This is a genomic window from Rhizobium bangladeshense (assembly GCF_001662075.1).
Classification (GTDB): domain Bacteria; phylum Pseudomonadota; class Alphaproteobacteria; order Rhizobiales; family Rhizobiaceae; genus Rhizobium; species Rhizobium bangladeshense_B.
Genome location: NZ_LYPL01000009.1, coordinates 14,602 through 27,507, shown reverse-complemented (window position 1 = coordinate 27,507; position 12,906 = coordinate 14,602). Strand labels below are relative to the sequence as shown.

Here is a 12,906-nt window from a genome sequence, read left to right as displayed (position 1 = left end):
CCAATCGAACTCCGCGTGAGAAGGCCACATCCAAGGACGTTCGGCAGCGACAGAAAGATACTTCACCCTCGACGTATCCTTGGCGTCGGCAAGCTCGTCTCTGTTTTCGTCACAGGTTCAAAACAGGAGGCGAAAGTGGCAAGCAAAGCCAGCGCGGCCAATCGGCGGCACTACGAAGCCCTCGCGGCATCACCCCAGGCGGGTGACGACGAGCTGACGAACGAGCAAATCCAGCACCGCGCCGACCTCCACTGGTCGAGCCTCACCGCGGAGCCTGGCAGCGTGGACTATAGCGAAGTCTCGGTTGCCGGCCGCCGAGCTCTTTGGATAGTGCCCGAGGGATCGAGGGCCGATCAGGTGCTGTTCTATGTCCACGGTGGCGGATTCGTCGGCGGCTCGATCTACTCCCACCGCAAGCTCGTCGGCCATCTGGCGAGCGCAGCCGGCACGAAGGGCCTGCTGGTCTCGTACCCAATGTCGCAAACAGCGAAGTTTCCAGCCCAACAGCAGCACGTGAGAAACGCCTACACGTGGCTGCTGAAGACGGGATGTCCGGCCGAGGGCATCGTTGTGGGAGGAGATTCCGCCGGCGTCGGCACTCTTTTTGGTGGCCTGCTTCTCGCCAGGCAGAGTGCCCTTCCCATGCCGGCCGCGGCGCTGTCGATTTCCGGCTGGGTCGATTTCACCCAGTCGGGGAGATCGTATCAGACAAACCGGGAGCGGGATGCGTTCTTCCAGAAGCCGACGGTCGATTTCCTCGCCTCATTGGCGCTCGGCGGCCTGGACGCCCGGGAAGCCAGCCCAGTTTTCGCAGACCTCACCGGCATGCCTCCGACGTACCTGCAGGTGGGGGAATACGAGGCCTTGCTGGACGACAGCGTCAGGTTCGCCGAGGCGCTAAAGGCGGCCGGCGTGGAAACTCGCATCGACATCTTTCCTGAGATGCTGCACTCGTTCCAGATGATGGCCGGCTTTGCCCCTGAGGCGGACGATGCGATAACGCGCTTTGCCGGCTGGGTCAGGCCACGCCTTGCTCGAAGGGTGCCGCCAGAGCGCTAATGGTACCTGCCTCTGGAGATGTCGGCTTTCACGCGACAGGGCCGCAATTCTGGCGAACCGGCGACGACGAAGCCGAAATGATCCGCTGCTGGCCTCGGCTAAGAAGACCTTTGTGGCTACCTGAGATGCGGTACATTTGAACGCGGGCCAAGCAGTGCCGGCGTCTTGAGGGGCTTCATGCCAGGCGAAGGTTTTGACCTATGCCGCTTTGCCATCTAACGTCTAGCTGAGGACGAGGGCAGTCAGCATGTTTCGAACATTGCTCGAGCGGGATCAGCTGGCTCTAACTGGTCCACCGGTTGTCGGTGATATCTACGTCTTCGTGATGGAGGCAGTAGTGCGGCTGAATGGCGAGGGAAGTTTGCTGCAGTTCGTCACTCTGACAAACGGTTCAACCCGCACCTTTCCGGGCGCACAAACTGGTTGCGACGGACGCTCGGCCGGCAATGAGCCGGGCGACACTATCTGAGGGTATCGCGAGTTCGACGGGACAGAATCGATCCCACAGTGGGTAGAACAGCAGACATTTAAGTCACTGCCCATTCTCCCATATATCACGCTGCGCCGGTCGGGTTCTTTATCCGGCGTAGCGGCGTGCTCCTGCATTGATGGATGGTGCGGTGGAGCCGCCGCACTTCTTACTCAACGGAAGCCGAAGAAGCTCAGGATAGCGAGCACGATGACTACGGCGCCGACGAGCCAGATTATGTTATTCATGTGAAATCTCCTTCAAAATGGTACGAGTCAGGCTGCAAGCACATAATGTCTAGCGGCAGCTCAGGTTCCAATTCTCATTACCTGACAAGCCTCATCTCGCGACAGGTAGTCCTGCGCCGATTCATCTTGATCCCGCCGTAGAGCTCGATCGGGTAGGAGAACCGGGACAAGGAACAGGCGGCTCGTGGTCTTGCTCAGATCATTGCCTTCTCCGTACAATGCGGCTACTCAATCGACCAATCACAATTAGAAAGATACTTTTCGCAGGCTGGCTTATCAGACCCAGCAACCCTCGGGTTTATTCATTCTCAGATCGTGTCCAGTCCAGACATACAGGGTCTATTCGGCCGTCTGCCGAAAGCGGTCTGAGACAATTCAAATCGCCGTGTCGGGGTCGACCTGGGACGGCGCTAAGCGAACACACAGTACCAAATGAGCTTCGAACTCTCTTCTGGGAGCTTCAAAATTCCAGAACTTGGTGTCAAAATTCCAGTTTTTGGCGTCCTGCTACACCGGCTACACTGAGGTCAAGATCGGCAGTAAAAACAGTAGCTTAGAAAAGTAATGGTGGGCCCGGAGGGACTCGAACCCCCAACCAAGCGGTTATGAGCCGCCGGCTCTAACCATTGAGCTACAGGCCCTCGGCGCTGGATAGGCGCCTTGGTGCCGGAGGCCGGCACCGTGATGCCGGGGCAATGGTTCCCGCAGCATCGGTTCGCTCTAGCCCAAATTGCAGGTAGCTACAAGCGGGCAGGGCAACATCTGTGGATGATGGGTCTTTCATCGGCAAAAGCACTGGAACCTTGCCGCGCGGGAGACCCTTATTCGAATCAGATTCCGCATGAAAAGGGCGTTTTGCAGATGGTGGCTTCGAACAGTGCCGTGGTGCTCATCGTGGAGGATGAGCCGCTGATCCGGTTCAATATCCTCGATGTGCTGGAGGATGTCGGGCACGTGGCGCTGGAGGCGGCGAATGCGGATGAGGCGATGGTGGTGCTGAAGGGCCGGCAGGATGTCGATATCCTGTTCACCGACGTCAATATGGCCGGTTCGATGGACGGCATCCAGCTTGCCAAGCGGGTGAGGGCAATGCGGCCGAATATCGGCATCATCATCACCTCGGGCATGGTGCGGCTCGATCCGATGGCGCTGCCCGCCAACGCAGCCTTCCTGCCGAAACCCTATATGCACGATACGCTGATTACGACGATCGATTCCTTGATGACGTGATTCGCGCAGCCGCAAAACGGGGACAGGTTTTGCGGCTGCGCGCGAGGCGCCGGGAGCCATGCTCCTCTTCAGGCGGGGCGGAGGGAACCGCACCCTCAGCTGAAGCTGCTCTTCAGCGCCTCGTTCTCGTGATGGGCCTTCTTCTCGTAGATCGTAAACAGCGCCATCGAGAGCAGATAGGAGAGGAAGGGATCTCCTATCTGCGTAGCGATGTCGCGGGATGCGAGCACGTGGCGCTCCAAGGCGCTGATATCTTTCTGCATTGCGGTTTCAGCGAGGCGATTCATGCTGCCATCTCCAGGAATTGCGTCACGACCGAGCGGGCCGGAACATGTCTGACATAAAGGGGGAGGGTCAGGCCGAGGGCGGCGCGCATTCTGCGCAGCACGCGATCCGACACTTCGAAGGCGCCGCAGCAGACGGGGTACTTGCCGTAGCCGTCTGCGCGGCCGAGTTCTTCCACTTCGGCGCCTGCGCGTTTGTAGACGCGCTTGAGATAGGGTTCGTAGTTGGAAATCATCGTATGGATGCCGTGGTCGAGCGCGCATTCGCAAAGCGCGAGCAGCATCATCGAAAAGGCGCGGCCAGCATCGATATTCGGGAAATCCTTGGCGATCGCCTCTTCATCGATGCACATGCGCGTGCCCTCCCAGATGCCGGGGGCGACGAGATCGGCGGCCGCGGGAAAGGTCTCGCGGAAGACATCGTAGAGCAGGGTCGGGCCGGTCGTCGGCATCAGGCGCATGCCGCCATAGAGGCGCGTGCGGATGTCGTTGCACCAGACGAGATAGGCCGGGGCGAGCGCATCATAGCTGTCGCGTTCGTAAGGTCCGATGACGGGAACGTCCCAGCCGAGCGTGTCGGCGAAAACCTTCTTGCGCAGACGGAACATCTGGTCGAGTACTGCAGCGTATTTCTGATACTCATGTGCCTGAATGATAACGAACATTTTGCCCTCCAGCGTTTGCAGTTCGTGGAAGGCACAATGGTTCAGGCGGGCCGCATCGGAAATTCCCTCAGATGGGCCCCCCCAGATGGGGGGATTAGCCCAAAAGTATGAGGATTGGGGTTAGGCCCTGCGCAAGCAAGGCGCTGGAGCGCGGCAACGCTTCAGCGCCTTGAATTTAGCTTGCGAAACAGGGTCGTGGATCGAGGAAAACGGAATGCGCTAATGCATGTCGCCCGGAAGTGAGTTCCGGGGTAACGACATGCATCAAAACAAAGGGCTAAAACGCGTCGCATGAATCAAATTCGATGCGACGCGCTTTAGGGATTGATGATGCGCAGCTGCACCGCCCGCGAGGCGGCCGCCGAAATCGTCGCACAGCCGAGCTTGAAGCGGGCGGTCTTCAGGTAGTCGCGGGTGGTGTGCTCTGAAATGCCCAATATCACCGAGATATCCTTGTAATCCTTGCCGAGTGCGGTCCAGTGCAGGCACTCGATCTCGCGTGGCGACAACGTCGGCACGGGGTCGTTCTCGCCATGCAGCTCATAGACGGCCTTGCGGTGGATCAAATGGGCGATCTCGATCCATTCGTTACGGTAGCGGCGCACGAGCTCGGCCCATTCCTCGGCCGGAATGCGGGCGTTCATTGACAGCAGCGCGCGGCGCTGCGCCTTGTCGGCGACGGGGATGGAATAGCCGTTGCCGCCGATGCCGTGCTTCTGGGCGTCGACCAGCATCGCATAGGCCTCCGGCGTCGGCTCGACTTCGCTCCAGTCGAAGGGCAGCTGGCGTTCGAAGCCCTGCTTGACGATCGGATCGACCTTCACATAGCTGTTCAGGAGGTAGCGGGAGACCCAGGCATCCGGATAGGTTGTGCGCACGAAGGGGGAATCGATCTTGCTCGCAATGGTCTGGGCGAGATGGTAGGTGACGAAATCGAGGCCGTAGTCCGCCTGGAGAATACGGATGGCGGCATCCACATTGAGCGCAGCCTTGATCTGTTCGAAAGCGGGTTCGAACTTGTCGCTGTAAGTATTCTCGATCATTTCCATCGTCCCAATTGCTTCAATCTTACCGTGAGGACCGTCTAAAATACAAGGCATCCCCACATATGCGGGAGTGACAATCCGGGCACCACCTGCTAGCGCCTTCATAAGGAGGCCTCATATGCACAGCACGAGACCATTCGAGATTGCCGAATGCCAACAGGCCGCCAAAGGTCTGAAATCCAGCTGGCAGGACATGGCAGGTTCCGAAGCCTTGATCCGCGCCCTCGTTGCCGAACGCAACGGGGACAGTTCGCTGGCGCTGTTCTGGACCGAGGTCCATCGGGCGCTTTGCCAGGAACACAAGGCTTTCTGACAAGTTTTCCCGGCGGACGATTTCAGTCTTTTCCCCGATATGAACAGCGTCGCCTGGCATCGAAACCGGCCCCCCGGCGAGATGAAACCCGCGCTCTGCCATGAGTCGGTTTTCATTCCTACCCGTTTCCGATTTTGCAAAGAGGGTGTCGAGCGGCAATGTCGCCGGTGGGGAGGGGGATAGCGCTTATCCCCCGTCTTTGTGCCAATATGCTTGACGAAACGTTTCGAGCGGGAACAGTTGGCGTTCCCGCAAGCGGCTGCACTGTGCCATTACTGACACTTCCTGGCTAAAGAGCGAGATTTCCATCGGTCGGCTCGGAAAGCATTACTCCGCGAGAGCGGCACTCGTTAAGCTCTCCCCACCCGCCGGTGAGAAAAAGTTTTGGCCCCTGTCTCCACCCTCTGGTTGCACGGGCCGCAGCCTCTCTCCGCCCTCATCCTGCGGTGCCCCGCTGGGGCCTCGATGGACGAGGGTCGGCCACCATGTCTGCTCCGGCAATGGATAAGCTTAAAGCGCTGAGCCTCCCGCCCCCGTCCTTCGAGGCTCCGGCCTTCGGCCTACGCACCTCAGGATGATGGCTGATCGTGGTGCCGTGTGGCTGGTGGGCTGATCGGGTGAGGTGTTATGGCAAGGGCTCTGGCCTGCCGCTCCGCCTCCCGTTGAGGCTGGCCGCTCTCTCTCCGCCCTTCGGTGACACACGCCACAGCCTCTCGCCGCCCTTCGGTGGGGCAGGTCAGGCCCTCTCTCCGCCCTCATCCTGAGGTGCCCCGCAGGGGCCTCGAAGGACGAGGGTCGGCCACCGGTGCTCCGGCAATGGACACGGCTTAAAGCGCCGAGCCACCCGCTGGTTGTGGTGCCGTGGGGCTGATGGACTGATCGTTCGGCCGTGTGGCCCCCTCAACCGACCTTTGTCGAAGGATTGATCCAATCCTGGCGCGGCAGTTCCGGTCGTGGCGGCTTCGGGCGGAATTTCACCAGCACCTCGCGGCCGTCGATCGAGGCCTGCGTGCGTTCCAGCGCGGCGCGCTCGGCAACCGCCTGGCGCCAGTGTTCGTCGTCCCGGCCGTCAGGGCGGCCCTGTTCTTCCCAGATCGCGTAGGCCCGCTTGCTGATCCATTCGTGGCGTCTGTCGCTCATCTGTCGGTTCCGTTCGTAAAAGGTGTTATTGCGCAATTCTGTCCGGCACAACAGGCGCGCGGCGCTTGGCTGCCATCAGCAAATCGAGTTCGATCGAGGAAGGTCCGAAACGGGTGAACAGGCTTTCGGCCTGCTCCCTGCGCAGGCCATATTTGGAGGCGAATTCGTCAAGACTATAGGGGCGGCCGCGCAGGACCCTGGCCCGCCGCTCCGGTTCACGGATTTGCGTCATTGGTGGTAACCCCATCTGCTTTTGCGAAGTGCGAGAACAAAACAGATTACAGCCGCAAAAGTTCCGTGATTTTTCTCGGTTTTTTCGGCCTTTTGCACCATTCCGGAACGCTCGGGCGCAGCTGGCATGGATTTTCAATAATGCCGAGTGTTGAGAAAATTTCGCCTAAAACATGCAGGAATTTCATACCGTTAAGCAAATGGCTTCCGTTTCGGCGGAGAAATGGGCTTTATCCCTAGCGCGTTACTCTATAGAATCAATCGTGTTATTCGGTCTGCGAGGGGCAAAAAGCTGCGTTCCCCGCGTCGAAGCCGACCGATCCAGGAGGACTTTGGCTTCAATCCATCAAGAGGAGACAGACATGATGAATGCCCTGCCGCCACTTCACAACGGCCACGCGCCGTTTACCCTCCAGCAGCTGTTCCGCGAAGCACTTTACGCGTTCGAGGAATGGGACAGTGAATTGACCGAACCGATCGTGACCCACGAAGGACGGGTCATCCCGATCAGCTTCGTTTTCGAAGCCATGCGCGAATGCACCGACATTGTGCCGATGAATATCGTTGGCGCCGTCACCGAGCGGCTGACCAAGCCGTGGGAAGGCGAAGGTCCGCTCGACCAGATGACCTTCTCGACGGCGGCACGGGTCATGCGCGTGCTGGTGCGCAAACGCCTTCTCGCCAACGGCACGGCGGATCTCGTTGCCGTTTCGGCGCATGCGGCCGAAGACCAAAGCCGCGACTGACAGGAAAAGGATCGCCGCACACGCATGTCGCGAAAAACTATGCGACGGCTTTGCGATTACGACAGGCTGGAATCAAGGACCTAAAGCGTGGCAAGCGAATCTGAAAGATCGCGACACGCTTTAGAGCATGTCGCGCAAAAGTGTGCAGCGGTTTTGCGATTGCGACATGCTGGAATCAAGGACCTAAAGCGTGGCAAGCGAATCTGAAAAATCGCGACACGCTTTAGGGCTGCGCTCCTTTTCTGTTTCGGCGGAACCTCCCTTATTCCCAGCCGTTTATTTCCATGATCCCAATTCGCATCGGATTGGGAATTATTCAGTCATTCAGCGCGTTAAAGCGTTCTCTGCGCCTCTTCGCGCAGCGCTGGAATGCGACAGACACAGCCCGTAGCAAGATGACGGGCGAGGAATAGCACCATGCTGAAATCCATCGTTCAAGAAATCATCGGCACACCGCGGCGTGAGCCGGAACTTCCGCAATCGCTCGAACAGTTTCGCGACAACAAGCGGGTGCTGATCATCTTCGCCGATGCGCAGGACGATCGCGCGGTGATCCAAGACGAATGGTTGCGCAATGCCCATATGCGTCTCATCGAGGAAGATGTCGAAGTGTTCATCATTGCCGGCGGCGGCGCCTTCTCGCTGTTCGACAATGCCTGGGAGCTTGATGCCGACGATGTAAGAGAGCGGCTGCAGGGACCGCCGTCGGGCGAGTTCGGGCTGATCCTGATCGGGCGCGACGGAACGGTGAAACTGCGCTCAAGCGAGCCGCGCACGGCCGAGGAGATTTTCGAGGCTCTGGACGGCCTGCCGAAGACGACGCCCTGGTGACTGCCGCGCGGCGTGGCTGAAAGCAGCCGCGCGGGCGCTTCCGTCAGAGTTCGAAGGCCTCCTTGAGGCCAAGGCTTTTGCGCGCGCGCAGGTCGAGATCGGCCTCGATATGGGCGATGTGATGCAGCATCAGCTGGCAGGCGCGGTCGAGATCGTCGTTTTCGATCGCCGCGATGATGTCGCCATGTTCGGAATGGCCGCAGCTTGAGGCCGTCGACTGGCCGTAAAGCGCGATCACCAGCGACGAGCGGGCGACAAGCTCCTCCATGAAGCGCTGCATGATCGCGTTGCCGGAGATTTCCGCCAGCATCAGATGAAAATCGCCTGACGCCTTGATCTCGGCGCGCCGCGCCGTCTGGCCGCGCTCGCTCATCAGCCGGCCTTCCTCCAGCAGAAGCTCTCTTAACTGGCTGATGTCGCCGGGCGTGATCCGCGCTGCCGCCTCGCGCAATATGCCCGGCTCGACCAGGCGGCGGGCGGCAAAGATCTGGCGGGCCTCGTCGGGGGAGGGATAGGCAACGAAGGCGCCGCGGTTCTTCTCGACGCTGACGAGACCCTCGTAGGAGAGCGCCTGGAGGGCGGCGCGGGCAAGTGTGCGGCTGACGTTGAAGAGATTGCCGACATCGCTTTCGGAAAGTTTTGTGCCGGGGGATAGCCTGCGCTCGACGATCGCTTCGCGAATGGCGTCGCGGATCTGCTGCGCGCCGGTTTCGGCGGAGTCTTCGGCCTGTTGAGCCTTGACGGCGGATTTCATGAAATTCTGTTCCCTGATGACTGGCAAACCATACCCGGCTTCGCGGCAAAAGTTAAACGGAATTTGTAACCGAAGTGGCAGCGAAATCGTATACAACTTTTTGCGTAAATTGCGGACAATAGCCTAAATGATGTGCAGACGATGCCATGCTCATTAATTGCTCTTGCCGGGGCATTTTCGATAAGATTGTTTCTTTACAATAGGTTGATGTGCTGAAGTCGGATTGGCACGGCAGATGCATCGTCTTCTCCCAAATAGGGGAAGGCATGATGTCGAAAGCGGCAGAGATCGATATAGTATCCGTTTCGAAGGTCTATGGGGCGACGACTGCCGTCCATGGGATCAGCCTGAAGATTCCGGCCGGCTCCTATTGCTGTTTCCTCGGCCCATCGGGCTGCGGCAAGACTTCGACTCTGCGCATGATCGCCGGCCATGAAAGCATTTCGTCGGGCGATATCCGGCTCGGCAATACTGTTGTCACCGACTTTCCGCCGGCCAAACGCGGCACGGCGATGATGTTCCAGTCCTATGCGCTGTTCCCGCATCTCGACCTGATCGACAATGTCGCCTTCAGCTTGAAGATGAAGGGTGTCGATAAGGCACAACGGCGGGCCAAGGCGCTCGAAATGCTGAAGCTGATGCAGATGGAGGCCTATGCCTCCAGGCGTCCGGCCCAGCTTTCCGGCGGCCAGCAGCAGCGTGTGGCGCTGGCACGCGCACTGATTACCGATCCGGAAGCGCTGCTGCTCGACGAGCCGCTGTCGGCGCTCGATCCGTTCCTGAAGATCCGCATGCGCGCCGAACTCAAGAAACTGCAGAAGTCGCTCGGCATCACCTTCGTGCACGTCACCCACAGCCAGGAAGAGGCGATGGCGCTTGCCGATATCATGGTCATCATGAATGACGGCCGGATTGAGCAGGCGGCGGCCCCGCGCGAGGTGTTCGAGCGCCCGGCGACCGCCTTCGTCGCCCGCTTCATGGGCGATCACAATGTGCTCACCGGCCGGGTGACATCAAGCGCGGACGGCGTGCTCGTCATGACCGTGCCGGAGGGGCAGAGCTTTTCCGTACGCGGGGCGGGCAGGGAGGTCGGCGCATCAGTCGATATCGGCATCCGCACCGACCGCGTGCGCTTGCAGGTGGCGAGCGAATGGACGCTCGGCTTCAACGGCGTCGTCTCCAACGTCGAATATCGCGGCTCTTCGGTGAAGATCACCGTTGTCGGCGCCGGCAGCGACGACTTCACCGTCATTGCTGACGATAGCGATTATTTCGCCCGGCCTGTCGCCGTCGGCGAGGCCGTCGCGCTCAGCTGGGAACTCGATGACGCCGTGCTTCTCGGCCGCTCTTCTGCATGAACCATCATCAACCAACCTTCCGCGTCAACAAAAAGGGGAACTGACATGACGACTGAAACGACATCGACGAAGGCTGCGAAGGGCCTGTCCCGCCGCACGCTGCTGAAGACGGGAGCCGCCGCCGTCGGCGCCATCGCGGGCTCCGGTGCCATCACCGGCTTTCCCACCATCTGGGCGAAGACGAACATCACGCTTCGCCAGTTCGGCACCGGCGTTTCGAACATCAATGCCATCGCCGAGAAGTGCAAAGCCGATCTCGGCATCACGCTGGAGATGACGGCGACCGATTCCGACGCCGCCGCCCAGCGCGCCGTTACCCAGCCCGACAGCTACGACATCGCCGACATCGAATACTGGATTGCCAAGAAGGTGTTTCCATCAGGCGTGCTGCAGCCGATGGATGTCAAGAAGCTCAAATATTACGACAAGATCGTGCCGCTGTTCATCAACGGCAAGATGAAGCCGGACAGCGTCATCGCCCAGGGCACGGCGCCGCACACGGTCGGCTTCGTCGAGGCGCAGGGCTCCAAGAAATTCGCCAAGGAGCCGACCCAGTGGATGACGATGGTTCCGACCATCTACAACGCCGATACGCTCGGCATCCGCCCGGATCTCGTCGGCCGCGACATCACCAGTTGGGCCGACATCATGGATCCGAAGTTCAAGGGCAAGACTTCGATCCTCAACATCCCGTCGATCGGCATCATGGATGCGGCGATGATCATGGAAGCCATGGGCAACATCAAATATGCCGACAAGGGCAACATGACCAAGGAAGAGATCGACAAGACGGTCGACTTCCTGATCAAGGCCAAGGGCGACGGCCAGTTCCGCGCCTTCTGGAAGAGCTTCGACGAGTCGGTCAACCTGATGGCTTCGGGCGAAGTCGTCATCCAGTCCATGTGGTCGCCGGCAGTGGCCGCCGTCCGCTCCAAGGGCATTGCCTGCAAGTATCAGCCGCTGAAAGAAGGCTACCGCGCCTGGGGCGGCGGCCTCGGCCTTGCCTCGCACCTCAAGGGCGCCGAGCTCGACGCGGCCTATGAATATATCAACTGGTACACATCGGGCTGGGTCGGCGGCTACCTCAACCGCCAGGGCTACTATTCCGCCTGCATGGAGACCGCCAAGAACTTCATGACGGCAGACGAATGGGGCTACTGGATCGAGGGCAAGCCGGCTCAGGGCGATATCCTGTCTCCCGAAGGCAAGGTGATGGAGAAGGCCGGAGCCGTGCGCGACGGCGGCGCCTTCGAAGCCCGCATGGGTGCTGTGGCCTGCTGGAACTCCGTCATGGACGAAGACCGCTACATGGTCCGCCGCTGGAACGAGTTCATCGCGGCGTAAGGCAACGTCGGCGATTGCCGCTTTCCCCTCCCCAACCCTCACCACAAGGGGGAGGGAGCTCGGAGGCGGTGCGGCAAAGAAACTCCCTCCCCCTTGTGGGGAGGGTTGGGGAGGGGTCTTTTTTGAGTCCTCCCCAACCGACGCAAGGTTTGCGGTGGCCGAGACGCCGCCGCGATTCCTCTTCTCCCCAGCGGGGAGAAGGTGCCGGCAGGCGGATGAGGGGGCGACACGCGCCTTCATTCAACCTGCCGTAATCAGAACGGAGAACGGGATATGGCAACCATCGCAGCAGAAACGGAAGAGGGCAGCCACGGCGCCCGCCGCAGGCGTTCTTTCCGTCTCTCCCCCTCTGCCATCTCCTATCTCCAGGCGACGCCGCTGATCGCCATTCTCGGTTTCTTCTTCCTGCTGCCGATCGCGATGATCGCGGTCGTCAGCTTCTGGGATTATGATTTCGCCGGCCTCTATCCCGATTTCCTCACGATGAACTACACCGATACGCTCGGTTCGTGGGTGACGTGGAAGACCTATCTCAACACGCTGAAATTCACCGCCATCGTCTGGGCGCTGACGCTCGTCATCGGTTTCTGGGTCGCTTATTTCCTGGCCTTCCACATCCGCAAGACCTCGACGCAGATGATCCTCTTCCTCGTCTGCACCGTGCCGTTCATGACCTCGAACATCATCCGTATGATCTCGTGGATCCCCGTGCTCGGGCGCAACGGCCTCGTCAATTCGACGCTGATCGAAATGGGCGTTATCCCGCAGCCGATCGAATGGCTGCTCTATTCCGATTTCGCCGTCGTGCTCGCCATGGTGCACCTCTACACGCTGTTCATGGTGACGCCGATCTTCAATACGCTGATGCGCATCGACCGCTCGCTGTTCGAGGCGGCGCGCGATGCCGGCGCCTCCGGCTGGCAGGTGCTGTGGAATGTCGTCATTCCGCTCGCCAAGCCCGGCATGGCGATCGGCACGATCTTCGTCGTCACGCTCGTCATGGCCGATTTCTCGACCGTGCAGGTGATGTCCGGCGGCCAGAGCGCCTCGGTGGCGCTGATGATGAAGAACCAGATGTCGCTGCTGCAATATCCGGCCGCCGCCGCCAATGCTGTCGTGCTGCTTGCCGTCGTTTTGCTGATGGTCGCGGCGATCCTGCGGGTCGTCGATATCCGCAAGGAGCTTTGA

15 protein-coding genes and 1 tRNA gene are annotated in these 12,906 nt (G+C 60.0%); 9 read left to right on the top strand and 7 right to left on the bottom strand.

Translation table 11 applies throughout. From position 1 onward, the window contains the following. The first annotated feature begins 135 nt into the window (after positions 1–135). Positions 136–1,059 carry an alpha/beta hydrolase gene (locus A7X77_RS18265; RefSeq protein ID WP_064684470.1) on the top strand — a complete coding sequence of 308 codons (924 nt, stop codon included), beginning with the start codon at positions 136–138 and terminating at the stop codon, positions 1,057–1,059. Between the two features lie 247 nt (positions 1,060–1,306). Further along, on the top strand, positions 1,307–1,528 hold the full coding sequence (locus tag A7X77_RS18260) for a hypothetical protein (RefSeq protein ID WP_064684268.1): 222 nt from the start codon (positions 1,307–1,309) through the stop codon (positions 1,526–1,528). An 813-nt stretch (positions 1,529–2,341) separates the two neighbouring features. On the opposite strand, the gene A7X77_RS18255 is transcribed toward A7X77_RS18260, so the two are convergent. After that, a tRNA-Ile gene (locus A7X77_RS18255) sits at positions 2,342–2,417 on the bottom strand. Between the two features lie 220 nt (positions 2,418–2,637). Here A7X77_RS18255 and A7X77_RS18250 point away from each other — a divergent pair. Beyond that, a complete protein-coding gene (locus tag A7X77_RS18250) occupies positions 2,638–3,006 on the top strand; it encodes a response regulator (protein WP_064684469.1) in 369 nt (122 codons plus the stop codon). Between the two features lie 95 nt (positions 3,007–3,101). Here the strand turns inward: A7X77_RS18250 and A7X77_RS18245 are convergent, their stop codons facing one another. The 3 genes from A7X77_RS18245 to A7X77_RS18235 form a co-directional block, all read right to left on the bottom strand. Beyond that, complete coding sequence (locus A7X77_RS18245; RefSeq protein ID WP_064684267.1) at positions 3,102–3,293, bottom strand: hypothetical protein; 192 nt, start codon at positions 3,291–3,293, stop codon at positions 3,102–3,104. Further along, entirely contained in the window at positions 3,290–3,955 is a 666-nt protein-coding gene (locus A7X77_RS18240) for an acyl-homoserine-lactone synthase (protein ID WP_064684266.1), read from the bottom strand. The genes A7X77_RS18245 and A7X77_RS18240 overlap by 4 nt, the downstream gene beginning before the upstream one ends. A gap of 317 nt (positions 3,956–4,272) precedes the next feature. Further along, on the bottom strand, positions 4,273–4,998 hold the full coding sequence (locus A7X77_RS18235; RefSeq protein ID WP_064684468.1) for a LuxR family transcriptional regulator: 726 nt from the start codon (positions 4,996–4,998) through the stop codon (positions 4,273–4,275). A gap of 121 nt (positions 4,999–5,119) precedes the next feature. On the opposite strand from A7X77_RS18235, the gene A7X77_RS18230 reads away from it, so the two are divergent. Continuing rightward, positions 5,120–5,314 (top strand): hypothetical protein, encoded by a 195-nt coding sequence (locus A7X77_RS18230; RefSeq protein ID WP_064684265.1) that lies wholly within the window; start codon positions 5,120–5,122, stop codon positions 5,312–5,314. A gap of 900 nt (positions 5,315–6,214) precedes the next feature. Here A7X77_RS18230 and A7X77_RS18225 read toward each other — a convergent pair. Together A7X77_RS18225 and A7X77_RS18220 are read right to left on the bottom strand one after the other, a co-directional pair. Beyond that, positions 6,215–6,454 carry a DUF2934 domain-containing protein gene (locus tag A7X77_RS18225; RefSeq protein ID WP_064684264.1) on the bottom strand — a complete coding sequence of 80 codons (240 nt, stop codon included), beginning with the start codon at positions 6,452–6,454 and terminating at the stop codon, positions 6,215–6,217. 25 nt (positions 6,455–6,479) lie between these two features. Then, the gene (locus A7X77_RS18220) at positions 6,480–6,686 is read right to left on the bottom strand and encodes a hypothetical protein (protein ID WP_064684263.1); all 207 of its coding nucleotides are present in this window, start codon (positions 6,684–6,686) and stop codon (positions 6,480–6,482) included. A gap of 361 nt (positions 6,687–7,047) precedes the next feature. On the opposite strand from A7X77_RS18220, the gene A7X77_RS18215 reads away from it, so the two are divergent. Both A7X77_RS18215 and A7X77_RS18210 read left to right on the top strand, forming a co-directional pair. Further along, positions 7,048–7,431, top strand: coding sequence for a hypothetical protein (locus A7X77_RS18215; RefSeq protein WP_038690240.1), 384 nt, complete (start codon positions 7,048–7,050; stop codon positions 7,429–7,431). Between the two features lie 417 nt (positions 7,432–7,848). After that, on the top strand, positions 7,849–8,262 hold the full coding sequence (locus A7X77_RS18210; protein WP_064684262.1) for a DUF4174 domain-containing protein: 414 nt from the start codon (positions 7,849–7,851) through the stop codon (positions 8,260–8,262). 43 nt (positions 8,263–8,305) lie between these two features. Here the strand turns inward: A7X77_RS18210 and A7X77_RS18205 are convergent, their stop codons facing one another. Further along, positions 8,306–9,016: a GntR family transcriptional regulator gene (locus tag A7X77_RS18205; protein WP_064684261.1), complete on the bottom strand. Its 711-nt coding sequence runs from the start codon at positions 9,014–9,016 to the stop codon at positions 8,306–8,308. A 269-nt stretch (positions 9,017–9,285) separates the two neighbouring features. Between A7X77_RS18205 and A7X77_RS18200 the strand changes: the two genes are divergently transcribed. The 3 genes from A7X77_RS18200 to A7X77_RS18190 all read left to right on the top strand — a co-directional run bounded on the left by A7X77_RS18200 (position 9,286) and on the right by A7X77_RS18190 (position 12,906). Next, entirely contained in the window at positions 9,286–10,374 is a 1,089-nt protein-coding gene (locus A7X77_RS18200; protein ID WP_064684260.1) for an ABC transporter ATP-binding protein, read from the top strand. Between the two features lie 45 nt (positions 10,375–10,419). Then, positions 10,420–11,718: an ABC transporter substrate-binding protein gene (locus tag A7X77_RS18195; protein WP_064684259.1), complete on the top strand. Its 1,299-nt coding sequence runs from the start codon at positions 10,420–10,422 to the stop codon at positions 11,716–11,718. A 273-nt stretch (positions 11,719–11,991) separates the two neighbouring features. Then, on the top strand, positions 11,992–12,906 hold the full coding sequence (locus tag A7X77_RS18190) for an ABC transporter permease (protein WP_064684258.1): 915 nt from the start codon (positions 11,992–11,994) through the stop codon (positions 12,904–12,906).